We start from the raw sequence: 22,957 nt of genomic DNA on the forward strand, positions 1-22,957 counted from the left end.
TCAGGAGTTCCTCGCCGGTGACCATCGACACCGGGCACCCATTGGTCGCGGTCTTGTCCGAAGAGGCCGCCGCATCCCCATTCGGGTTGCGAGCAGAAACCGGCACGTCATCCACGGTCTCCTGCCGCACCAACGCGGTTCGCTGGGACTTGTTGCGCACCACCGGCACCGCGTTGGAAACCACCTGATCCCCAGCCTTCAACGGCGCATTCGGAATCACCCGGATCGGCGTCGCGGAGCTACCCAGCAGCAACGGCCTGGCCGCCTCGACATGCGCCTCCAACCGAGGCCCGACCACCTGGTCCGCCAGCATTTGCAGCCATTTACGCACGCGCTCGGACTTGATGTGCCCCAGCACCTGCATACCCAAACGAAGCTGAACCCCCATGCCCCGCGTGGCCCAGATCAGAAACAGATTGATCAGCACCTCGCCGGTCATCTCGCCCAGCAGTTCGTACATCTGCGGCGGCGGCAGCATGCGTACCCAGGCAACCAGGGCCGACAGATAGATAAACAACAGCGGCTCATCGCTGAGCACGAGCAGGCCCTGGGCAATGGCGTCCTTGCCCAGTTTCAACAGTTCATCCAGTTCGGCCTGGGAGACGTACTGCAGCAGTTTCTGGCTATTGCTCTTGAGGTCCGCCAGCAGGTCGTACAGTTGTGTGAGGTTGTCCCACAGGTTGTAGAGCGCCTTGGCCATGCCGCTGGAAAACGCCATGCCTTGCATCCCACTGCGTTCCAAGGATATGGCGTTGGCAAAGTCACTCCATTGTGGCTTGAAAGTCTTCGCCCACTCATCACGCAGGCCCATTTCCAGCCCCGCGATCACCGACTGATAAGACGCATACAGCGCCTTGATGTGATCCTTGGAAACGTCGGGATAAAAGGTGATCTGGTAGCGCTGATCGCGGGTGCAGTCGCTGACTTCAAGGATGCCGCTGGGGTCGATGGTGTGATGGATCGGCGGGCCCATCGGGCTGCCGTCCGCAGCAATGGCCTGCAGCATCACCGGCGTATTGCCGATAGGCACGAATTGCGTGCTCTCGAACATATGCACCAGGGTCAACGAACCCTGGGCCTTGCAGGTGGCAACCGTGCGATTCGGTTTCTTGGAGGACGCCGGAGCGACGAGGGAAACCTCGTCCCCGACCTTGAACACCTGCTCCACTTCCAGTGCCGAACCGCTCCAGAAGCTTTCGGCCCACTCGTCAAACGTGTTGAGGCATTTACGTAAGTCACGCAGGACGCCTTCAACGTCCGGCGCCTTGGCATCCATGGGCGCCAGGATGAACCGGGCAATAACTGGAGTCATGAGGCTGCCCCATTGAGTGGGGCACGGCTGGAGAAGTGCATCGGCGGTCCCTCGCGCTGATTGATCAGGCGAGAGACTTTGGAGAGGTTGCCAGGGAAAAGAAGTCGGCGTTATTCGTCGGTAGGGTTAGGACGTTTCGCCAAAACCTCGGGCAAACCGAGGCTTTGTTGTAGGCAGAGGATTACGGGTTGAGCAGTCCTACAGTTTCAACTGCCCAATCGCCTTGCTCAGCTCCCCGGCCAAGGTTGCCAGTTCATTACTGGTCGTCGCCGAATCCACGGTTTGCTGCACGGTGTTCTCGGTCACATCCCGAATGCTCACCACCGCACGGTTCATCTCTTCGGCGACGTGGCTTTGCTGCTCGGCAGCGACGGCGATCTGGGTGTTGCTTTCACGCATCTGCGCCACGGCACTGGTGATTTCGGCGAGGGCCGCGCCGGCTTCCTGGGCTTGCTGCACGCAGTCGTCAGCCTTGAACGAGCTTTCCTGCATGAAGTCCACCGCGTCGCGGGTGCCGGCCTGCAGCGCCGAGACCATGCGGGTGATTTCGTCGGTGGAGCTTTGTACGCGTTTGGCCAGGTTGCGCACTTCGTCGGCAACCACGGCGAAACCCCGGCCCATTTCCCCGGCGCGGGCGGCTTCGATGGCGGCGTTGAGGGCGAGCAGGTTGGTTTGCTCGGCGATGCTATGGATCACGCTGACCACTCCGTTGATTTTCTGACTGTCCTCGGCGAGCTTCTGGATCATCTCGGCGGTCTGCTGCACGCCCGTGGAGAGGCCGGCAATCGAGCGTTGTACGCGGGTGACCACTTCCTGGCCGCTGCCCGCCAGGGTGTCGGCGGTCTGGGACAGATCGCGGGTGGCGCCGGCGTGCTGGGCGATGTGGTAGACGGTGGCGGTCATTTCGTTGATGGCAGTGGCGGCCTGGTCGGTTTCGCTTTGCTGGCCGAGCATGCCGTGCTGCACGTCGTTCATGCTGCTGGCCAACCGTGCGGCGCCATCGTCGAGTTGCTGGGCGGTGCGTGCCACGGTGTTGACGACGCGCTGGTAGCCCGCTTGCATGGCGTTGAAGGCGCTGGCCATCTGGCCAACTTCATCCTTGCAGGCCAACGGCACGCGGGCCGACAGGTCGCCGGTTTTCTCTACGTGCAGCATCACGTCTTTCAGGGTGTTGAGTTGGCTGAGCAGGAAGCGGATCAGCAGTTGCGAGGCGCCGAGCATCGCCAGCATCAGGATCAAGACCGCCACTGCATAGTTGGCGAAGCGTTCTTCGAACACCTGGCTCAGGCTTGGCGCGTAGGCAAGCACGGCGACGTATTGACCGTCAGGGCGGGCGATGACTTCGGCACCCATCAGCGGGTTTTCGCCGAACCACGGCATGTGATTGAGTTCGACCCAGCCCAGGTTGCTGCCAAGGGCTGACAGATCCTGCTCCGCCAGTTGTGGGACCTGGCCGCGCTTGAACGTCAGCCAGTGCTCGCCCTTGGGCAAAGCTTCGCCAGTCGGCCACGCATTGAACAAGTGTGCCTGCGCCTGTGCCGAAGCCCGGGATGCATTGCTGCGGGACTGTTGCTCAAGCTGCACGGCATAGAGCACCAGCAGCAGGGTGGTAATGAAGGCGACCGCATTGACGGCCCAGAATTTGTACTTCAGCGAGATATTGCTAAGCCAGGCACCCATGGAAGGTTTTCTCTGATAGCGGAAACAGCATTGGCAAGGTGCCATTATTGTGCCGCTATCCAGGAAAACGGTTTTGACATGGGTCAATGCGCCGCATCAATCCACGGCAGGCAGCCCAAAAAAGCGACGGGCGCAGGCCGTGCTGTGGCGTGCCAGATCTTCCACGCTCTCGTTGCGGTGCAGGGCGACTTCGCGCAGCACTTCGGGTAGATACGCGGGCTCGTTGCGACCGTTTTTCGGCTTCGGACGCAAGGTGCGCGGTAGCAGGTAGGGCGCGTCGCTTTCCAGCATCAGGCGGCCACGGGGAATTTCCCTGACCAGGGGGTGCAGGTGTGTCCCACGGCGTTCGTCACAAATCCAGCCGGTGATGCCGATGTGCAAGTCGAGGTCGAGGTAGCTGAACAGCGCCTGTTGTTCGCCCGTGAAGCAGTGCACCACGGCGGCGGTGAGGTGGTCGCGGTAGTCCTTGAGGATATCCAACAGGCGCTGGTTGGCATCACGTTCGTGGAGGAATACCGGCAGTTTCAGCTCGATGGCCAGCACCAGGTGTTCTTCGAGGACTTTTTCCTGCTGCGGACGCGGTGAAAAATCCCGGTTGAAATCCAGCCCGCATTCTCCGACTGCGCGTACGCGGTTTTCTTTCAGCAACCCGCGCAAACGTGATGCGCTATCGCCGTTCCAGTCACTGGCGGAGTGGGGGTGGATACCCGCCGTGCTGAACAGGCGTTGGCCGCTTTCATCGAGTTTTTCGCACAGCGCCAGGGCCTGTTCGCTGCCCTCGATGCTGGTGCCGGTGAGTACTAATTGTTGCACGCCGGCAGCATAGGCACGCTCGAGCACGGCCTGGTGCTTCTCGTCGAAACTGGGGTTGGTCAGGTTGACGCCGATATCAATGAGTTGCATGGTGCTATCTCCGCCTGCGGCCGGAAAGCATATCAGAGCTGTAGATTTATAAGAAAAACGAAGAACTACAACGAGTTATAGCTGTCTTTGAACGTCGCAAGCGACATTGTGGTTGGCCCGCCGCCTTTCATCATGCCGCCGTTGCGTACCTTGCCAGCGCATAAAGCGCTCTGTTTCTGACTCCCACCGCCTCGTTTTTCGCGAGGGCGTTGGCCAGTATTCTTTCCGGAGAGCGGATGATCCGACCCTCGGCGTTGCTTATGTTGTGCCTGACGATGCTGCTGCCCATGGCGGCGGTTGCGCGTCTGGACGGGCCGCTGGAAGTGACCAAGCCCGGCAAGGTACGTGATTTGGCGGAGATTCGTTCAAGCCGCACGTTGCGCGTATTGGTCAACCAGAGCCGTAACAGCTCCGGTGAGGTGCAAGGCCAGGCCATCGGTGTTGAATACCATCGCCTGCGCGCCTTCGAGCAGTACCTCAATGGCCATGCCCGTGATGGCCAGGAGATCAACCTCAAGATCATTCCCAAGGCCAAGGACCAGTTGCTTGGCGCACTGGCCCGTGGCGAAGGTGATTTGGTGGCGCCCGGTGAACTGCTCGATGTAAAAGCGGCGCACAAGATCAGCACCAGCGACCCGATTGCCAGCGATGTGCCGTTGTGGCTGGTGGGGGTTAAGGGCGAGCGGCGGTTTACCAAGTTGGAACAATTGTCCGGCCGCACCCTGGCGTTGACCACCGGTAGCGCCGCGGCGGATGCCATCAACCAGGTCAATCAAAAGCTCGCGCTGCACAAGCAGCCGCCGGTGAAAGTGGAGTGGGTGGACCCGACCCTGGCCGTGGAGGATGTGCTGGAGATGGTGCAGGCCGGTATTTTCCACCTGACTATTGTCGAAAAGCCGATTGCCGAGCGCTGGTCGAAGATCCTGCCCAAGTTGCGTTTCGATAAGCAGGTGGCGATCAGCGAGCCGGGCGACGAATACTGGTTCGTGCGCCAGGATGCCTCGATGCTGCGGGCCAGCATTGATCGATTCCTCAAGACCTATCGAACCCCGTCCGATCAGGATGTGGCATTCCAGCGTATCTACCGTCGCCTTTACCAAGTGCGCAACCCATTGGTCCGCGTCGACCGACAGCGCCTGGAAAAACTGCGCCCGGTCTTGCAGAAACACGCCCGCGAGCAGGGCATGGACTGGTTGAACCTCGCCGCACTGGCCTTCAAGGAATCGGCGCTTGACCCTGGCGCGCGCAACAGCGGCGGCCCTACCGGCTTGATGCAGATCACGCCATCGGCGGCGCAACGCGTGGGGGTCAACAACATCGAAAGTCTCGACAGCAACGTGCAGGCCGGCGCGCGGTACCTGGCAATGATCCGTCGCAAGTTCTTCGCCAGCCCCAAGCTCAACGAGCGCGAGCGCATGGCCTTTGTGCTGGCGGCTTACAACATGGGGCCGGAGCGGGTGCAGGGCATGCGTACTGAAGCCAAGCGGCGGGGGCTCAACCCCAACCAGTGGTTTTTCCAGGTTGAACGCATTGCCATGGAGCAGGTAGGGATGGGCGGCGTCAGCTATGTTAATAGCGTCAACAAGTATTTCTTGGCGTTCGATCGGGAGCGGGAGTCCCTGGAACCGCCAGCGCCGAAAATCGCTTCACGAAAGTAATCGATTTTATCGATATTAATCAGGCATTTTTTCGGCTTTTATCATTGTTTTAACTGATTAATATAGCGGCCAATCAACCCTACTTTGAAAAGGATCTGCACCATGAGCCCACTGATCAACCGTATTCTCTCCACTCGCGCCGGTTACGGCCTGACTATCCTGCGCATTGTGGTAGGCATCATCTTCGCCGCCCACGGTTCGCAAAAGCTCTTTGGCTGGTTTGGCGGCTACGGTCTGGCGGGCACTGCCCAGTGGATGGAAAGCATCGGCCTGGCGCCGGGTACGCTGATGGCGCTGCTGTCGGGCGGTACCGAGTTCTTTGCCGGCCTGGCGTTGATCATCGGCCTGCTGGTTCGCCCTGCGGCATTGGGCCTGACTTTCCTGTCGCTGGTGGCGATCTTCTCGGTGCACATCCATAACGGCCTGTTCATGGCCAACAACGGTTATGAGTTCGCCCTGGCCCTGCTCGGCGGCTCACTGGCGGTACTGCTGGAGGGTGCTGGCAAACTGTCCGCAGACCGCGCCATCGCCCACTGATTGGGCTGCAACACCTTGAATCGGCCCGCCCTGTGCGGGCCTTTTCGTTGCTCGGGATTCTTGACACCGCCCCACCGGCTTCTCTAGGATGCCGCTCATGCGCCGATTTAAACAGCTAATTGCGGGGCGCCATGGGTGATCGTCATCGGTCCCGACAGAAGCGTGTTCCATGCTTCGAAATTCCGCTAAAGCGCTGGTTCGGTGTTGCCTCTCACCTGCCCGCAGACTTTTGAGGCAGAGACACGACACGATGAATGCATTACGCCCCCTGATACGCCTGGCCCCGATCACTGCGGACCTCACTCAACGCAACCCGAAAATTCTTCTTGGCGGCAAGCACCAGCCCACGCTATTGCGTTACCTGGATGGTTGGCCGCGTCGCACTGGCCGACCTTCGGCGTTCCTGATCCAGTTTGTCGAAGATGGCGACTCACTTGCGCGTTTTGCCAGCAACAGCTTTGACCTTGCAGTTATCCAGGCCCCAAGCGCCGACAATGCCACCGAAGTCATCCGCCAGTTGACCCGTATTGCACGACAGGGACTGATAGCCCGTCGCTGAACATTCAGTGAATCATGCCGCCGGCTTGCAACCGGCGTCGGCGCTCTCCAAGAAAGACCATCCAGGCGATCAGGCATAACGTCAGCGGCATGGCAAAGATCGCCACCAGCGTTATCGCCAACTCCAGACGACGCACTTGGGCGTAGGCTTCGCGCTGCAGGGTATTCAGCTCCATGGGTAGGCGCAGTCGTTCCTTGTTGAGTGCTTGCAGCTGGGTATTGGTCTCCACTGCCTGGGTGCCGAGGGTGGTTGTCCATGGGCTCAGCCGTTGCCATTCCTGCTCTGTTCGTTGCAAGCGTCGCTCCAGTTCGCTGGCTTTCGAACGATAGGCCTGTCTTGCGACCTCGCGCATACCCTCCAGCACCGTCGGCATGTCCTGCGTTGCCCTTGGGCGAATCGCGACGAGCATGTCGGGGGCGGACAGGTTATCCAGTGTATTCAGAACAAACAGCGCGTTGCCATCGGGCGCCGCGTCGCTGACCTTATCGGTAAGCATGTCGGTGTCAGCGATGACCACAACATGAATCTGCGCGGCTGTTTGCAACCCGGGCGGCAGGCCCTTGATACCATCGGAAAAGACTGAGTAGCTCGGCCCTTCGATGCGTGCAGCAATGACATGGCGCCGTTCTCGGCTCGAAGCCTCTTCAATCACGGAATCGGACTTTGTTGCGCGAGGGGATTGGTTGGCCTCCAACAGCACGGATTGCTCGGAACTTTGCAGGATCGGGGTGAAGGTTGTGCGGCTTTTGTTCAACTGCACCAGCGCCCCACTACTCGATACTGTCACCCTGTTGAGGTTCCAGGTGCTGATGTCGTTCAGGTTCATTGCCTGTCGTGGCAAGTTCAGCCTGACTCGATTGGGCATATCTGGCGTCTCCCAGGGCGTGTAGAGAGAGTCGACCACCAGCTTGTCCGTCGGCATCCGGATACCCCAGGCGGCAAGCACCTCGTCCAGTCGGCTATTGGCTGGGAATGGGGTTGAGCGTTGTTCGCTCAACGGGTCGATGAACATCATCAATCTACCGCCCCTCAAGACAAATTGCTCAATCCCATACAAGGTCCGTTCCGGCAGTATCCGTGGCTGTACAACCATCAGCGTTTTGATGTGTTCGGGGATTAGAGCGACATTCGGCTCCAGAGCGACCAGTTCGAATTCTCGCCGCACCGCCTGCAGGAGCCGACCTGCGGATTCGTCCATCGGCAGCCCCGACAGCAGCCCAACAACCGGTCGCTCCGGGTGCTGCAACTTGTAGAGCAGGTGGCTTATTTCATATTCGAGCAAGGGCTCGCGCTCGAGGCTGAAAGAACCGATACGGCGCACGCCATGACCGGGGCTCGTGCTGATGAGACCGAGAAACCCTGTGTTCTCGTCGAGCCCTGACAGCCGTGCCTTATAGGCGTCTTCCGAATAGGGAGCGGGTTCAATCACGTGCAGGTTGATCATGCCCCGAGCCTTCTTTTCGTACTCCTTGAGCAGGTCCTCAATACGTTTGCCATAGCGTTTCACGGCGTAGCTTCGTTTCGGGTCGTTATTTGAATTGAAGTAATACATGTCCACCGGGCTTTCGAGCGTTGCGAGCAGTGGGTATACAGGGGGCGATAAAGTGTGGATTTTTTGTTGAGAAAGATCCCAGCGTATATCAGGAAGTTTACCTATCCACACCAGGTTGAAAGCCAGGAAAAGCAAAAAGGTGACGCAAAGCGTCATACCGGTGCGCAGAATGGACCGCATTAAGGGGTTCCCTTCTCATCTGTGTTTGTAGTTGAGTGTGACTGTCGTCGCGGTGAGAAAGGCGAGGATCATGCTAATAAAATAGAGTATGTTGCGCAGTGTGAGTTTTCCATCATCGATACTGCTGAATCGCCAGCTAGGGCTGAGGGATGTCAGGCTGTCGATCAGCCATATAGGGGTGTGGTGTTCAAGTGAGTCCAGTACATAAGAAAGGCCACTGGTTGTCAGTAACAAGCCCAGTGTCAATACGAAAATAACAGTGCGGTGATGGACCAGTGCGCAAATAAAACAGCCTGCGGATAAGTAACTGCCTGCCAGCAACCAACTCGCCAGAAATTGCGAGGCAATGACACCGTTGTCGGCGTTGCCCAGATAGTTCGCAATGATCACCAGGGGGAACATCAGAAACAGGGCGGTGCTGGCCACCAGCCAGGCGGCCAGGAATTTTCCGACAACCCATTCCAACGTCGTGATGGGCAGGGTTTTCATCAGGCTGAAAAAACCTGCGTTGGTTTCATCGGACCAAAGTTGAGTGGTCAGGGCGGGAATCAGCAATAAGTAAAGCGAAGGGTGGAACCGGAAAAATACCTGTAAGTCACTGCCGTTTTGTTCCCGCCACGGACTTACGTACAACCCTAATGTCACTGACAGTATGAGGAAAATGGCAATGTTGAGGTAAGTGCTGGGGTAGCGCGCATAGCTGGTGAGTTGACGCCTCAGAATGACGGGCAATAGTCTCAATGGGACGCCTCTTTGGTCAGGTGGTGGACCACATCATTCAGGCGACCTGGCTCCAGGTTCAGTGAGGTGATTTTCCAGCGCCGGCTGGCAATCAGCGTGTTGATATGGGGATAGATGGTGTGTCCGGGCATGGCGAGAACCGTCACTGTGCCGGGCGCGTTTCGATGCTCTTCGATGCCTGCCACACCTGGAAGGACAGCCAGTGCCAACAGGTCCAGTGGCGTCTCGGCGGTAAGGGTGACTGCCTGGAAGTGACGCGAGTCGCGCTGTAGATCGGGCAGTGGCGTATCGGCCACCAGGCGACCGTTGGCAATTACCAGGGCGCGTGTACACAGTTCGGACAACTCTTCGCAGTGACGCGAGGCAATGATGACCGTCATTTCTTGCGTCAATGATTGGATAAGTGCCTTGAATGCGTGCTTCTGATCCTGCGCGAGTCCTTCGGTGGGTTCGTCCAGCAGTAACAGGGCAGGGCCATGCAGGATGGCCTGGGCAATCGCGACTTTGCGTTTCCAGGCGATAGAAAGGAGGTCGAGGGGGGCATCGAGCACCGGAAACAACTCCAGTCGTGCGACGGACTGTTCCAGGCGGTCACGTTTTTCGGTACCGCGAAAGCCACGAATGGCAGCAATGAAATCCAGGAACGCCTTGACCGACATCGTTGGATGGCCGAGGTCGTTGGACAGTTGATAGCCGACCAGTTGCCTGGCTTCGAGCGGGTGGGTTTGTGTGTTGAAGCCCTGAATATTTATATGACCGCTGGACGGCTGTGTCGAACCGGCAATGACATCGAGCAGGACTGTTTTGGCCGTGTGATCCTGTCCGAACAACCCAAGGCATTCCTGTTGACCGGCACTGAATGAAAAGTCGCTGACAACAGTATTGTTACCCATGTGTTTTGTCAGATTGCTTATTTCGATCATTGTTTTACCGAATAAGTTTGGTATGACGTAGGGAGGTTGAAAAAAGGGTACGGGTTGCTCGCGGTTTTGGGAACGTCGGTCAGCATTAATAAGACAAGTCCTACGTGCAGGGCGGGCGGACCACTGAAACAATGTGTCGTGTTTTGGAGTGTCTAATTTTTGATTGTTTATTTTTTGTTTATATAAGCTTTCTTTCCGAATATTGAGGCCTGATTGCATGATGCTGCTACGTACCCTTGTTCTTGAACGCAATGGTCAAGATGCTCCGGTTAACGGTGCACTGCTCTGTGGGTTTGCTGTCGGTCAGACGGCCTCAAACTTCCTTGTGTATAGCCTGGATGAAGAGATAGAGCCTGGAAGTTCCAGGGTCTATATCGCGGCCTTGCGTAAGAAACTTGATCGTTATTTCCTGGGAAGCGTTGAATCCAAGGAAGACCTGCAGGTGGCATTGCATGTTTTCAAGCAAATACTGACATTAGCCGCTTCGGGCGTTAAACCCGGTAGTGTTACCGAAACCCAAGTGCCTTATCATTTTGTCGATTTGAAAGGTTGCAAGTTGCCACCGGCCAGGCCTGAGGATCATCATTCGGTGATCATCAAGAAAGCGCTGGTGATGAAAGTGATCACCCTGGGCATATCTGCGCCGACGTTGCCAGCGATCGAAAGTGCTTCAGTGATTGTGCCGTCCATTCGGTTTTCGTCACAAATGATCTCTCCTCCCAAGAGCGCGAGCCCACCCGAGTCGGTCCGCCCTCCGCTGCATGAACAACCGGTTGAGGAGCCCCGGCAGGCACCCTTGAGCACGCCAGTGGACATGGCGCAGGCCGCACCTGCCATTCCACGTGAGCCTGATGCGCCGGTGCCAACGAAGTTCATGTCTTCAGGCGACAACAGTACATTGTTCGAAGTCGATAGCACGCTGACCAACCTTGCCCGTGTCGCTCAAGAGTTGACCCAGCAAAAACTCGCTGCAATCGAGCGGGAGACTGCACTTGAGCAGTGGCAGGCGCGGCTGCAACAGGAACAAAACCAACTGGATGAGAAGGTTCGAGAGCTGGAACAGCGCACCACTCAACTGCATGATCAGTCGCTTGCCGTCAGCCAGAGGACCGAAGCCTTGAAGGTGATGACGTCACAGGTGTCGGGCTTGCGGCAAAGCCTGCGGGGCATGTTGCTGGAGCTGGATCGCACGCTCGATAGCTAGACCGGCCTGGCTACTTTCACCGGTTCATTTATCATCAACGCCAGCCGGCCGAACCCAGGGCATGAAACCCAGGCGTATCGGCACCTATGGACATTGCCTGGGGATGCAAGCGTTTGAGTACCAAGCTGATTACCAAAGAAGGCCATGAAGCGCTGAAAAAGGAGCTGGATTACCTGTGGCGCGAAAAGCGCCCGGACACCACGCGCAAAGTGACGTGGGCGGCTTCGCTGGGGGATCGCAGCGAAAACGCCGACTACCAGTACAACAAGAAACTGTTGCGTGAGATTGATCGGCGTGTGCGCTACCTGCGCAAACGCCTGGAAGACATGCGCGTGGTGGAGTACATGCCTGAGCAGGAGGGCAAGGTGTTTTTCGGCGCCTGGGTGGATATTGAAAACGAGCAGGGTGAAACCAAGCGTTTTCGTATTGTCGGTTATGACGAGATTTATGACCGGATGGACTACATCTCCATCGATTCGCCCATGGCCCGTGCGCTGTTGCGCAAGGAGGTGGATGACGAGGCTATCGTGCAGACCCCAAGCGGTGAGGTGTGCTGGTGGATCACCGGGATCGAATATGTGAAGTGAGCAAAATGGGCCCGTATTCTGTAAGGAATCCGGGCCCATCGCATTTCAACCTTCGCGCAACACCGTCAACGGGCTGGCATTCAGCGCGCGGCGGGTGCCAAACACACCGGCACCGCCGATCAGCACGGCACCGATCACCGGTAGCAGCAACAGCCACGGGTGAGGGTGCCAGGCCAGGTCAAATGCGTAGCGGTACAGCACGAACGTCACCAGCTCCGTGCCCAGCGCCGCCAGCAACCCACTGACGGCACCCAGCAAACCGAACTCGATGCGCCTGGCCTTGACCAGCAGCTTGCGTTCGGCGCCTAACGCACGCAGCAGCGCGCCTTGGCGAATGCGTTCATCCAGGGTGGCTTGCAGGCCTGAGAACAACACCGCCATCCCTGCCGCCAGTACAAACAGCAACACGTACTCCACCGCCAGGGTCACTTGGGCGAGGATGCTGCGCAATTGCTCCAGCAACGCCTCGACTTGCAGGATGGTTACCGCCGGGAACGCTCGGGACAGGTCGACGATCTGCTGGTCATACCCGGGCGCCAGATAGAAGCTGGTCAGGTAGGTGGCCGGCAGGTCCTTCAAGGTACCCGGTTGGAAGATCATGAAGAAGTTGGGCTGGAAGTTATCCCAGTTGATGGTGCGCAGGCTGGTGACCCGCGCTTCTCGATTCTCTCCGCCCACGGTGAAGACCAGGTGGTCGTCGAGCTTGAGTTTGAGGCTTTCCGCTACCTTGGCTTCGACGGAGACACCCGGGATTTCATCGGCAGGTTGCGCCGACCACCACGAGCCCGCCGTCAGGGCGTTGCCTGGTGGCAGGTCGGCGGCCCAGGTCAGGCTCAGGTCGCGTTGCACCGCACGGTCGCCGCTGGAGTCCTTGCTGACGATTTCCTGTACCGGTTCGCCATTGATACTGATCAGGCGCCCCGGCACCACCGGGTACAGCGGTGCGGATTGCGCCTGCAGTTCCAGCAGGCGGGCGCCAAAGGCATCCTTGTCGGCCGGCAGGATGTTCAAGGCGAAATAGTTCGGTGCGTCCTTGGGCAGCTGGTTTTGCCAGGTGTCGAGCAACTCGCCGCGCAACAGTGCGATCAAACCCATGGACAGCAGGATCAAGCCAAACGCCAGGGATTGACCGGCCGCCGCCAGTGGGTGACGCAGGAGTTGGCCCAGACCCAGGCGCCACGGCAGGGAGGCGCGGGCCAGCAGTCGCCGCAGGCTTTGCAGCAAGAGCAGGAGCAAGCCACCGAGTACCAGTGCCGCAACCACTCCGCCACCGAGCAGGGCGAAGGTCAGCACCAGGTCGAGGCTCAGGCGCCACATGATCAGGCCCAAGGCGAACAACGCTGCGCCATAGACCATCCAGGTGCTGGAAGGGATCGGCAGCAGGTCACGGCGCAATACCCGCAGCGGTGGCACTCGACCCAATGCGGCCAGCGGGGGCAGGGCGAAGCCGGCGAGGGCGACCAACCCGGTGCCGATCCCGGCAACCGCCGGTAGCAGCCCGCCGGGTGGAACGTCCGCGGGTAACAGGTCGTGGAGAAAGTAGAACAGGCCAAACTGCGCCAGCCAGCCAAGCAGGGCGCCGACCAGGCTGGCGAAAAACCCCAGGACGCTCAGTTGCAGGCTGAACAGCAACATGGCTTCACGTCGTGACAAGCCCAGGCAGCGCAGTAATGCACTGGCGTCGAAACGTCGCGTGGCAAAGCGATTGGCCGACAGCGCCACCGCCACACCCGCCAGCAATACGGCGACCAGGCTGGCCATGTTCAGGTAGCGTTCTGCCTTGCCCAGGGCGCCGCCGATCTGCTGGTTGCCGTCCCGTGAATCCTGCAGGCGCTGGTTGGCGGCGAGCCCCGGCTTGACCAGATCGCGATAGGTTTGCAGCACTGAGCTGCCCTGTGGCCCGCGCCACAGTTCGCGGTAGCTGACGCGGCTGCCGGGTTGCAGCACACCGGTGGCGTCCAGGTCCGCCAGGTTGATCATCACCCTGGGCGTGAGGCTGTAGAAGTTGCCGGCGCGGTCCGGCTCATAGGTGAGCACGCGGGCCAGGCGCAAGGTCTTCATGCCCACATCGATGCTGTCGCCGACCTTGAGGTCCAGCGCCGTCAGCAGCCGCGCCTCCACCCAGGCTTCACCGGGCTTCGGGCCGCCTCCAGGGGTTTGATCGCCAAAAGGCGCGGCTGCGCTTTTCAGTTCACCGCGCAGCGGGTACTGCTCGTTGACCGCCTTGATGCTGGAGAGCTGGATGCCGTTATCGGTGGCAATGACGCTGGAAAACTCCACGACGCGGGCGTGGTCCAGGCCCAGTTCGGTGCCGGACCGAATCTGCTCGGGGCGGGCTGGCGAGCTGCCTTCAAGCACCAGGTCGGCGCCGAGGAATTCGGTGGCGCGCAACAACATCGCACCGTTGAGGCGCGCGCCGAAGTAACCGATGGCAGTGCTGGCGGCCACGGCCACCAACAAGGCGAAGAACAATACGCGCAATTCACCGGCGCGGGCATCGCGCAGTAATTGGCGCATTGCCAGGCTGAACAGGCGCAACAGCGGCAAACGTGCCATCAAGGCTCCAGGGGCGCGACCATCAGGCCGGCTTCAAGACGGATCAGGCGTCGGCAACGGTGGGCCAGGCGCTCATCGTGGGTGACCAGCACCAGGGTCGTGCCGCTCTCCTTATTGAGTTCGAACAGCAGGTCGCTGATGCGCTCGCCGGTGTGGCTGTCGAGGTTACCGGTGGGTTCATCGGCAAACAGCACGTCCGGTTCGGCGGCAAAGGCGCGGGCAATCGCCACCCGTTGCTGTTCGCCACCGGAGAGTTGGCGTGGCGAATGGGTCAGGCGTTGGCCCAGGCCTACGCGCTCGAGCAGGTGCCTGGCCCGTTCGCGAGCGTCTTTGCGGCCGTCCAGTTCCAGCGGCAGCATGACGTTTTCCAAGGCGTTGAGGCTGTCGAGCAATTGGAAGGACTGGAACACGAACCCTACGTGCTCGGCACGGATGCGCGCGCGCTGGTCTTCGTCGAGGGCACTGAGGGCTTGCCCGGCGAGGGTGACTTCGCCGCTGCTGGGCAGGTCGAGGCCGGCCAGCAGGCCGAGGAGGGTGGATTTGCCGGAGCCGGAGCTGCCGACGATAGCCAGGCTATCGCCCTTGTTCAGTTCCAGGCTCAGTTCGTGCAGGATAGTCAGTTCACCTTCCGCGCTGGGAACCACTTTGCTAAGGTTCCGCGCGGTGAGAATGCTTGCGCCCATGGAGAATCCGATGCGAATGTGGTTTTTGAGTGCTGGCCTGGCCTTGATGTGCATGGCCCAGAACGCAGCGGCGGGTACAGTCCTGATCGTTGGCGATAGTATCAGTGCCGGTTTCGGCCTGGATACCAGCAAAGGGTGGGTAGCCCTGCTGCAGCAACGGCTCAAGCAGGAAGGTTTCGACGATAAAGTGGTCAATGCCTCCATCAGTGGCGACACCAGTGCCGGAGGCCTGGCGCGGCTGCCGGCGGCGCTTGCAGAGCACAAGCCGGATGTGGTGGTTATTGAGTTGGGGGGCAATGATGGCCTGCGCGGGCAACCGCCTGCGCAATTGCAACAAAATCTTGCATCGATGATTGACCAGTCCAGGGCAGGTGGCGCCAAGGTGTTGTTGTTGGGGATGCAATTGCCCCCCAATTATGGCCCGCGATACACCACCGCGTTTGCCGAAGTCTATGGCGAGCTGGCCAAGCAAAAGAATGTCCCGCTGGTGCCGTTTTTCCTCGATGGTGTGGGCGGTCACCCGGAGCTGATGCAGGCCGATCAACTTCACCCGGCGGTCGGCGCCCAGGGCAAGTTGCTGGAAAATGTCTGGCCGACGTTAAAACCGCTGCTATGACGCTTTTCTACCGGCAGGCTTTCGGCTAAGGTGGCGCCCCCCCGATTTGGAGCCCCTGATGTCGCGTCCTGCCTGGTCCCTGTTTAACTACCAACTGATCGAGCCGGACGAGCAGCTGGATCTGTTCGCCTGCCAGGAAGTGCGGGTGCATCTGGTGGCACGTCAACTGGAACTGGGGGGCTCTATCGATCGCACGCTGTGCGGCACCCTGTTGCCGGCGCAACCGCGTTGGTCGCGAGTCGATCGTTCGATTTTCCAGGACCAGCGCCTGTGCCCGCTGTGCCGTGCCATCCTGGAGTCCCAGAAGCGCGGCACGCCGCCGATCTGGCCGGAGCTGCGTTTCGAGTTGTAGGGGGCAGCTAGAAGCGCGCTTCACGTATACAATCGATGTTTACCTACCCGTCGTCTGCGAAGGATTTACCGGATGTTGTCGCGCCTTTCCGTCGTCACCTGCTGCCTGTCTCTCGCTGCGCTATGTGCGGCCGGTTCTGCGTCAGCTTTGCAGTTGCCCTTGCCCCCACCGGGTGAAGACATCGTCGGCCAGGTCCAGGTGATCAAGGCCAAGTACGAAGACACCTTTGCCGACCTGGGCACCACCTATGACCTGGGCTATTCGGAGATGGTCGCGGCCAACCCAGGCGTGGATGCCTGGTTGCCGGGTGCGGGTACCGAGATCGTATTGCCGACGCGTTTCATCCTGCCGCCGGGGCCGCGCGAGGGCATCGTGATCAACCTGGCGGAATACCGGCTCTATTACTACCCCAAGGGTCAGAACGTGGTCTACACGTTCCCGTTGGGAATTGGTCGTGAAGGCTGGGGTTCACCCATTGCCCATACCAGCATCATCGCCAAGACGCCAAACCCGACCTGGACCCCGCCCGCCTCGATCAAGGCCGAGCACGCCGCCAACGGCGACCCGCTGCCCAACGTGGTGCCGGCCGGCCCGGACAACCCGCTGGGGCCGTTCAAGTTCACCCTGGGCACACCGGGTTACCTGATCCACGGTTCCAACATGAAATTTGGTATCGGCACGCGTACAAGCCACGGCTGCTTCCGCATGTTCAACAACAATGTGCTGGAGATGGCCGGCATGGTGCCGGTGGGGACATCGGTGCGCATCATCAACGATGCCTACAAGTTCGGCAGCAGTGGCGGCAAGGTGTACCTTGAAGCGCATACGCCGTTGAATGATGACGGTACGCCGTCGGTGGTCGACAAGCACACTGCGGTGATCAACGCCTTGCTCAAGCGTGAAGACCTGGCCAACAATTTGCGGGTCAATTGGGATCAGGTACGTGACGTGGTCGCGGCGGAAGATGGTTTGCCGACGGAAATCGGTGTGCCCGGCGCAGCGGCGGTCGCCGCCAGCGCGCCGATCGATCTGCAGCAATAAGGCACGACATCAAACGCCCGCCAAGGCCTTGCGCCACGGCGGGCTTTTTATTGCCCGTGATCCAGGCACAAATCCCAGGCAATAAAAAAGCCGACCCATAAATGGATCGGCTTGATAACAACCCCGAGGGATTATTACTTGCGGCTAGCTTTTTCAAGCATGCGCAGAGCGCGCTCGTTAGCTTCGTCAGCAGTCTGTTGTGCCTTTTGAGCAGCAGCCAGCGCTTCATCAGCTTTACGGTAGGCTTCGTCTGCACGGGCCTGGGAGCGAGCTGCTGCGTCTTCAGTCGCAGTCAGACGAGCTTCGGTTTCTTTGGAGACGCTGCTGCAACCGGTAGCCAGAACTGCGGCCAGAGCCAGAGCAGAGAATTTCAGAACGTTGTTCATCGTGTTCCCCTTCAAGGACTTTCTATTAGATGGCTAGTATCTCAGAGTGAGCCAATAGCCGGCGTACATACTACCCATTACTTGTAGTAAGTAAACTGACGTAGCGCAAGAAGCAAAAAAAATTCTCGTGCCGAATCTATTTTGGCTAATCTTTTTGAGGTTTGTATAAAAACTGTCCAATTTTTTTAACCGGGCGCAAATCGGATCCAGGCTGAAAGGGCCGGCCCGCATGTGTTAAGCCCTGTAAACAGATGAAATTTTATATATCCACGCTGACACTTACGTTCAGCATGGCTTCGCGTTGCCCGGTATCTTTTGCGCATGTAGAGGTGACTTTAAGAGCGCCTGTTCGTCTCAAGGTTCAACTGCCGGCAATGTTCAGGCTTTCGATCATCGGTAGATCGAAGCCCTTTCTATATCCACCCGTGGCAGGGGATGACGAGTGCGCCTTGAGCAATTGCAGGATTGGTGCCTACTATTCCCTACGTGCAGGTGTGAGCGCTCAAGGTTTTCTCGTTGTCGAAACCGGCACGGGGTGGCGTAGATGTTCCTTCGCCGGAAAAACATCGGTAAGGTAGGGGTCAGAAACCAAGACCCGCGAGGAGTAGTGATGAGCGAGGCGTTGTCCATCCACCATGACCAGGCTGGTCATCAGTTCGAGACCAATGTGGACGGTCATCGTGCCTATCTGACCTATATGGACCTCGGCAAACAGACCCTGGATATCTATCGGACCTTCGTGCCCAACGCACTGCGGGGCCGTGGTATTGCGGCGGCACTGACCGAGGAAGCTTTGAAGTTTGCCGAGGAGGCGGGCTACACGGTGATCCCGTCCTGCTCCTATGTCGAACGCTACATGGAGCGCCACCAGCGTCATGCCGCGAAGTTGTAAGGCATAAACAGCATGAAAAAAACGCCGGGCTCAGCCCGGCGTTTTTGTGTGCGCTCGATACAGACTCAGGTGCGCTTGCGCTTAGGCAACACGTCCTTGAGCTTGGCGTGCATGCTGCGCAGGGTGTTTTCGGTGGCGGCCCAGTCGATGCAGGCATCGGTGATCGACACACCGTACTGCAAGTCGGCCAGGTCTTTTGGAATCGCCTGGCAACCCCAGTTCAGGTGGCTTTCGACCATCAGGCCGATGATCGACTGGTTGCCTTCCAGGATCTGGTTGGCGACGTTTTCCATCACCAGCGGCTGCAGGGCCGGGTCCTTGTTGGAGTTGGCGTGGCTGCAGTCGACCATGATGTTCGGCTTGATCTTGGCCTTGTTCAGCGCTTGCTCGCACAGGGCAACACTGACCGAATCATAGTTGGGCTTGCCGTTGCCGCCGCGCAGTACTACGTGACCGTAGGCGTTGCCCTTGGTGGTGACGATGGACACGCCACCTTCCTGGTTGATACCCAGGAAACGGTGCGGGCTGGAAACCGATTGCAACGCGTTGATCGCCACAGTCAGGCCGCCGTCGGTGCCGTTCTTGAAGCCCACGGCCGAGGACAGGCCAGACGCCATTTCGCGGTGCGTCTGGGATTCAGTGGTGCGTGCGCCGATGGCCGACCAGCTGATCAGGTCCTGCAGGTACTGCGGGGAGATCGGGTCCAGGGCTTCGGTGGCGGTGGGCAGGCCCATCTCGGCCAAGTCCAGCAGTAACTTGCGACCAATGTGCAGGCCGTCCTGGATCTTGAACGAGTCGTCCAGGTACGGGTCGTTGATCAAGCCTTTCCAGCCGACCGTGGTGCGCGGTTTTTCGAAATAGACGCGCATCACCAGGTACAGGGTGTCGGACACTTCCGCCGCCAGCACCTTGAGGCGCTCGGCGTACTCGTGGGCAGCCTTGAGATCGTGGATCGAGCAAGGCCCGATGACGACGAACAGGCGGTGGTCGGTGCCATCGAGAATGTCACGGATGACTTCGCGGCCTTTGGTGACGGTCTGCAGGGCAGCGTCGCTCAAAGGGATTTCGCGCTTGAGCTGATCGGGCGTGATCAGGGTCTCGTTGGATTCAACGTTTAGGTCATTGATCGGTAAATCAGCCATCGTGTTACTCGTCAGGGTCACGGGTGCCGGCCGCCAGCCATCCCCGTGCGGCGGAGCACAGCATGATTTGAATGCAGGGGGGAGGAACCTTAGCGCGTAACACCGGCCCGCGACAATGGGCAAGGCCCGCTTTAATCCAGTGCTGGCGCCACAAATGCCTCATGGGAGAACTCGCTGGCATGGCGCGATACCCACTCGCGGGCCAGGGCTTCAAGTTGCTGGGGTGTCGGCTCGGCGTCTTCGTGCTGGCGGCAGTAGCGTTCTATCCGGCATGCTTGCTCACCCATGCGTGCACCGAACAACGCATGTTCATCGGTGAACGAGACAGCGACGCGGTAGCCGTTTTCCACCTTGCGACACCACGCCACATAGCCTGGATAACGCGCGCTGGCACCCAGGGACGGGATATGCAGATCAACCGCCGTGCCTTCGCGCCAGGCGCGTGGCCAATGGCAGGCGATGCCGCCCAGGCCGATCGTGTGCAGGCGTTGGCGGGGGATAGCGGGAGAGGGACGTTGGATTAACTCGACAGCGACATCATCAGGGTGAGGTAAAAAACGACCCATGTACACGGACTCCGAGCACCGTCCAATTGACGGCGGTGGCAGCAGTATAGTGAAGGAACTGGAATTGACCGACCTGGATATTGACCAGCAATTGCTGGGATTGCCAGGTATTTCTCTGGTGATCTTTACCAGCGCAGGGTGTTCCAGTTGCCGCTGGGCACGCCAGCAAATGCCGGGCTGGTCGTTACCGGTGGACCGGTTGTGCTGGGTGGACGCCGGGCACAACGGTGGTGCGGTCGAGCGCTACCAGATCTTTCATTTGCCGGCGCTGTTCGTGGTGTGCGAGGGTCAATTCCTCGGGCAAATACAGACACGTCTTACGCGTGATGACGTTTTCGATGCCGTAAAACAGGCACTCACCCGTTCACCTGAGGATTTGCCATGACAGCAGTTAACCTCCAGTCACCCCGCATCGGCATTATCGGCACCGGTGCCATTGGTGGTTTCTACGGACTGATGCTGGCGCGTGCCGGTTTCGATGTGCACTTTCTGTTGCGCAGTGAATACGCGGCGGTCAGCGAGCACGGCCTGCACTTGAACAGCACCGTGCACGGCGTATTGCATCTGCATCCCGTGCAGGCTTATGCCCGCGCTGCCGATATGCCGCCGTGCGACTGGCTGCTGGTGGGCACCAAGTCGACCGGTAACGTCGAATTGGCCCCGACCCTCGCCCAGGTGGCGGCGCCGGATGCCAAGGTGGTGTTGCTGCAAAACGGCCTCGATGTGGAAGATTGCCTGCGTGAACACTTGCCAGCATCGCTGCACTTGCTGGGTGGCCTGTGTTATATCGGCGTGCACCGTTCGGGTCCGGGCGTTATCGAGCACCAGGCGCTGGGGCGGGTCAACCTGGGGTATCACAGTGGTACGGCGGCCAACGATGACGCCCTCCAGAAAGCGATTGTCGAAGCGGGCGCCGCGTTGTTTCACCAGGCGGGTATCGAGTCCCAGGCCATGGCCAATGTGCATCTGGCGCGCTGGCACAAGCTGGTGTGGAACGTGCCCTATAACGGCCTGTCCGTGTTATTGGGCGCGGGGACCACGGCGATGATGGCGGACGAATCCAGCCGCGAACTGATCCAGGCGCTGATGGCCGAAGTGGTGCAGGGCGCCCACGCCTGTGGTCATGAGATTCCCAAAAGCTACGCCGAACAGATGTTTACCCTGACTGAAACCATGGACGATTACCTGCCGAGCATGTACCACGACCACGTGCACAAACGCCCGCTGGAACTGGCGGCGATCTACGCCCGCCCACTTGCTGCGGCCAGGGCTGCCGGCTGTGAGCTGCCACGGATGCAGGCGCTGTATCAGGCCTTGAGTTTTATTGATCGGCGTAACCGCTGAGCAGGGGGGCATACCATGGCAAAGGGATTGGGCGACAAACTGGTGCTGGCGATTTCGTCGCGGGCACTGTTCGACCTGAGTGACAGCCACAAGATCTACCTCGCCCAAGGCGTCGAGGCGTACCGCAAGTACCAGATCGAGCACGAAGAAGAAATCCTCGAACCCGGCGATGCATTTCCGCTGGTCAAGAAACTGCTGAGCCTGAACGCCAGCCTGGGCCGTGCGCGGGTTGAGGTGGTGCTGGTGTCGCGTAACAGCGCTGACACCGGCTTGCGCGTGTTCAATTCGATCCAGCATTACGGCCTGGATATTTCCCGCGCCGCTTTCGTAGGCGGGCGTAGTCCTTATCCTTATCTGGCGGCGTTTGGCTGCCATCTGTTTCTTTCGACCCATGCCGAGGATGTACGCAGTGCCCTCGATGCGGGGTTCGCGGCGGCGACGATTCTGTCAGGCGGCCCGAACCGCGCTTCCAGCGAAGAACTGCGCATTGCCTTCGACGGCGACGCGGTGCTGTTTTCCGATGAGTCCGAGCGTGTGTACCAGGCCGGTGGCCTGGCCGCATTCCAGGCCAATGAGCGGGAGGCGGCGCGCCAACCGTTGCACGGCGGTCCTTTCAAGGGATTTCTGGCGGCGCTCAACCTGTTGCAGCGTGAGTTTCCCGATGAGGCCTGCCCGATCCGCACCGCCTTGGTCACTGCCCGTTCGGCGCCGTCACACGAGCGGGTGATTCGCACCTTGCGTGAATGGGATATCCGCCTGGACGAGTCGTTGTTCCTTGGCGGCCTGGAGAAATCCGCATTCCTGGAAGCGTTTGCCGCCGACGTGTTTTTCGATGACCAGGCCGGGCATTGCGAGAAAGCCATGGAATTTGTCGCCACCGGGCACGTGCCCCATGGAATCAGTAATGAGGTGAAGATCTAGGGCGCTGCTAAGCTGATTTCATCTCCGCCATCCTGGCAGTCCAGGAGGTTCTATGATCCGTTCGATGCTGTACGCCACGGACCTCGGTCTGTACGCGCCTTATGTGATGCAACATGCGCTGGCGCTGGCCCGAACGTTCAAGGCGGACCTGTATGTGATTCATGTGGTCGAGCCCATCGGCCTGTTCGCCGAATCGGTGTTGCAGAGCTACCTTGATGAGAAGGCCCTGAGTGAATGGCAAAGCCAGGGGCTGACCACGGTCATGGCGACGATCGAACAGCGGGTGCTGGACAGTTTTCGCGAGGAATTGGAGGACGGGGAGCAAGACCTGAAGTTGATTCGCTCGGTACGGGTGATCCAGGGGGACCCCTGCGAGGTGATTCTCGACCAACTGCGCAAACTTTCCGTGGATCTGTTGATCGTAGGAAGTCATAGCCATGCAACCGCGGCGGCCACCCCGTTGGGTCGCACCGCTGCACGGGTGCTGCAGCTGTCTACGGTGCCGGTCTACCTGGTGCCTTCGTTGCAACGTCGACGCAGTGATGACGTGTGATGGATGAAAACGATAAAAAGTTCTAGATTTATCCATCAAACCTTTAATATAGTTATATACCGTCGCTGA

The 22,957-nt window shown here is 59.4% G+C and carries 23 protein-coding genes and 1 pseudogene; 13 read left to right on the forward strand and 11 right to left on the reverse strand.

The genetic code is table 11. The annotated features are described in order from the left end of the window. The 3 genes and pseudogenes from BM026_RS21865 to BM026_RS21875 all read right to left on the reverse strand — a co-directional run. Positions 1-1,312, reverse strand: a pseudogene (locus BM026_RS21865) (type IV secretion protein Rhs); the annotation flags it as partial. Between the two features lie 198 nt (positions 1,313-1,510). Beyond that, a complete protein-coding gene (locus BM026_RS21870) occupies positions 1,511-2,992 on the reverse strand; it encodes a methyl-accepting chemotaxis protein (RefSeq protein WP_093530068.1) in 1,482 nt (493 codons plus the stop codon). A 96-nt stretch (positions 2,993-3,088) separates the two neighbouring features. After that, on the reverse strand, positions 3,089-3,895 hold the full coding sequence (locus BM026_RS21875; RefSeq protein WP_093530070.1) for a TatD family hydrolase: 807 nt from the start codon (positions 3,893-3,895) through the stop codon (positions 3,089-3,091). Positions 3,896-4,131: 236 nt separating this feature from the next. Here BM026_RS21875 and BM026_RS21880 point away from each other — a divergent pair, with 236 nt between their 5' ends. The 3 genes from BM026_RS21880 (at position 4,132) to BM026_RS21890 (ending at position 6,649) form a co-directional block, all read left to right on the forward strand. Continuing rightward, positions 4,132-5,553 carry an MltF family protein gene (locus tag BM026_RS21880; protein ID WP_093530072.1) on the forward strand — a complete coding sequence of 474 codons (1,422 nt, stop codon included), beginning with the start codon at positions 4,132-4,134 and terminating at the stop codon, positions 5,551-5,553. Positions 5,554-5,655: 102 nt separating this feature from the next. After that, positions 5,656-6,090: a DoxX family protein gene (locus BM026_RS21885; protein WP_071488540.1), complete on the forward strand. Its 435-nt coding sequence runs from the start codon at positions 5,656-5,658 to the stop codon at positions 6,088-6,090. 250 nt (positions 6,091-6,340) lie between these two features. After that, positions 6,341-6,649, forward strand: a complete 309-nt coding sequence (locus BM026_RS21890; protein WP_092247660.1) for a hypothetical protein — start codon at positions 6,341-6,343, stop codon at positions 6,647-6,649. Between the two features lie 4 nt (positions 6,650-6,653). On the opposite strand, the gene BM026_RS21895 is transcribed toward BM026_RS21890, so the two are convergent. The 3 genes from BM026_RS21895 to BM026_RS21905 are packed head-to-tail and all read right to left on the reverse strand — an operon-like array spanning position 6,654 to position 10,045. Beyond that, positions 6,654-8,381, reverse strand: a complete 1,728-nt coding sequence (locus BM026_RS21895; RefSeq protein WP_093530074.1) for a Gldg family protein — start codon at positions 8,379-8,381, stop codon at positions 6,654-6,656. A 15-nt stretch (positions 8,382-8,396) separates the two neighbouring features. After that, on the reverse strand, positions 8,397-9,122 hold the full coding sequence (locus BM026_RS21900; protein ID WP_093530076.1) for an ABC transporter permease: 726 nt from the start codon (positions 9,120-9,122) through the stop codon (positions 8,397-8,399). After that, the gene (locus BM026_RS21905; RefSeq protein ID WP_093123345.1) at positions 9,119-10,045 is read right to left on the reverse strand and encodes an ATP-binding cassette domain-containing protein; all 927 of its coding nucleotides are present in this window, start codon (positions 10,043-10,045) and stop codon (positions 9,119-9,121) included. The genes BM026_RS21900 and BM026_RS21905 overlap by 4 nt, the downstream gene beginning before the upstream one ends. Positions 10,046-10,262: 217 nt before the next feature. Here BM026_RS21905 and BM026_RS21910 point away from each other — a divergent pair, with 217 nt between their 5' ends. Together BM026_RS21910 and greB are read left to right on the forward strand one after the other, a co-directional pair. Beyond that, positions 10,263-11,249 (forward strand): hypothetical protein, encoded by a 987-nt coding sequence (locus BM026_RS21910; protein WP_093530078.1) that lies wholly within the window; start codon positions 10,263-10,265, stop codon positions 11,247-11,249. Positions 11,250-11,362: 113 nt separating this feature from the next. Continuing rightward, positions 11,363-11,836: a transcription elongation factor GreB gene (gene greB / locus BM026_RS21915; RefSeq protein ID WP_092248076.1), complete on the forward strand. Its 474-nt coding sequence runs from the start codon at positions 11,363-11,365 to the stop codon at positions 11,834-11,836. Positions 11,837-11,881: 45 nt separating this feature from the next. On the opposite strand, the gene BM026_RS21920 is transcribed toward greB, so the two are convergent. After that, complete coding sequence (locus BM026_RS21920; protein ID WP_093530080.1) at positions 11,882-14,392, reverse strand: ABC transporter permease; 2,511 nt, start codon at positions 14,390-14,392, stop codon at positions 11,882-11,884. Continuing rightward, the gene (locus tag BM026_RS21925; protein WP_059397119.1) at positions 14,392-15,075 is read right to left on the reverse strand and encodes an ABC transporter ATP-binding protein; all 684 of its coding nucleotides are present in this window, start codon (positions 15,073-15,075) and stop codon (positions 14,392-14,394) included. Before BM026_RS21925 ends, BM026_RS21920 begins: the two co-directional genes overlap by 1 nt. Positions 15,076-15,085: 10 nt before the next feature. Here BM026_RS21925 and BM026_RS21930 point away from each other — a divergent pair, with 10 nt between their 5' ends. The 3 genes from BM026_RS21930 (at position 15,086) to BM026_RS21940 (ending at position 17,084) form a co-directional block, all read left to right on the forward strand. Then, complete coding sequence (locus tag BM026_RS21930) at positions 15,086-15,691, forward strand: arylesterase (protein WP_092247678.1); 606 nt, start codon at positions 15,086-15,088, stop codon at positions 15,689-15,691. 58 nt (positions 15,692-15,749) lie between these two features. Further along, on the forward strand, positions 15,750-16,043 hold the full coding sequence (locus tag BM026_RS21935) for a hypothetical protein (RefSeq protein WP_010211879.1): 294 nt from the start codon (positions 15,750-15,752) through the stop codon (positions 16,041-16,043). 72 nt (positions 16,044-16,115) lie between these two features. After that, positions 16,116-17,084 (forward strand): L,D-transpeptidase family protein, encoded by a 969-nt coding sequence (locus tag BM026_RS21940; protein WP_092247681.1) that lies wholly within the window; start codon positions 16,116-16,118, stop codon positions 17,082-17,084. 134 nt (positions 17,085-17,218) lie between these two features. Here the strand turns inward: BM026_RS21940 and oprI are convergent, their stop codons facing one another. Continuing rightward, complete coding sequence (oprI, locus tag BM026_RS21945) at positions 17,219-17,470, reverse strand: outer membrane lipoprotei OprI (RefSeq protein ID WP_003172710.1); 252 nt, start codon at positions 17,468-17,470, stop codon at positions 17,219-17,221. A 610-nt stretch (positions 17,471-18,080) separates the two neighbouring features. On the opposite strand from oprI, the gene BM026_RS21950 reads away from it, so the two are divergent. Then, positions 18,081-18,362 (forward strand): GNAT family N-acetyltransferase, encoded by a 282-nt coding sequence (locus BM026_RS21950; protein WP_003189869.1) that lies wholly within the window; start codon positions 18,081-18,083, stop codon positions 18,360-18,362. A 65-nt stretch (positions 18,363-18,427) separates the two neighbouring features. On the opposite strand, the gene BM026_RS21955 is transcribed toward BM026_RS21950, so the two are convergent. Then, positions 18,428-19,504, reverse strand: a complete 1,077-nt coding sequence (locus BM026_RS21955; protein ID WP_058427976.1) for a 3-deoxy-7-phosphoheptulonate synthase — start codon at positions 19,502-19,504, stop codon at positions 18,428-18,430. 131 nt (positions 19,505-19,635) lie between these two features. Beyond that, positions 19,636-20,070 carry a PilZ domain-containing protein gene (locus tag BM026_RS21960; RefSeq protein ID WP_092247684.1) on the reverse strand — a complete coding sequence of 145 codons (435 nt, stop codon included), beginning with the start codon at positions 20,068-20,070 and terminating at the stop codon, positions 19,636-19,638. On the opposite strand from BM026_RS21960, the gene BM026_RS21965 reads away from it, so the two are divergent. Genes BM026_RS21965 through BM026_RS21980 form a run of 4 tightly spaced genes read left to right on the forward strand, consistent with a single transcriptional unit; the run spans position 20,069 to position 22,888 of the window. Next, the gene (locus BM026_RS21965; protein ID WP_092247687.1) at positions 20,069-20,455 is read left to right on the forward strand and encodes a YbbN family protein; all 387 of its coding nucleotides are present in this window, start codon (positions 20,069-20,071) and stop codon (positions 20,453-20,455) included. The two genes, BM026_RS21960 and BM026_RS21965, sit on opposite strands and share 2 nt — an antisense overlap. Beyond that, positions 20,452-21,414 carry a putative 2-dehydropantoate 2-reductase gene (locus BM026_RS21970; protein ID WP_092247690.1) on the forward strand — a complete coding sequence of 321 codons (963 nt, stop codon included), beginning with the start codon at positions 20,452-20,454 and terminating at the stop codon, positions 21,412-21,414. The genes BM026_RS21965 and BM026_RS21970 overlap by 4 nt, the downstream gene beginning before the upstream one ends. A gap of 15 nt (positions 21,415-21,429) precedes the next feature. Continuing rightward, positions 21,430-22,335, forward strand: coding sequence for a 5'-nucleotidase (locus BM026_RS21975; RefSeq protein ID WP_071488528.1), 906 nt, complete (start codon positions 21,430-21,432; stop codon positions 22,333-22,335). Between the two features lie 52 nt (positions 22,336-22,387). Further along, the gene (locus BM026_RS21980; protein ID WP_071488527.1) at positions 22,388-22,888 is read left to right on the forward strand and encodes a universal stress protein; all 501 of its coding nucleotides are present in this window, start codon (positions 22,388-22,390) and stop codon (positions 22,886-22,888) included. Positions 22,889-22,957: the final 69 nt, after the last annotated feature.

Origin of the sequence: Pseudomonas sp. NFPP24 (assembly GCF_900112095.1) — a bacterium.
Lineage (GTDB): Bacteria > Pseudomonadota > Gammaproteobacteria > Pseudomonadales > Pseudomonadaceae > Aquipseudomonas > Aquipseudomonas extremorientalis.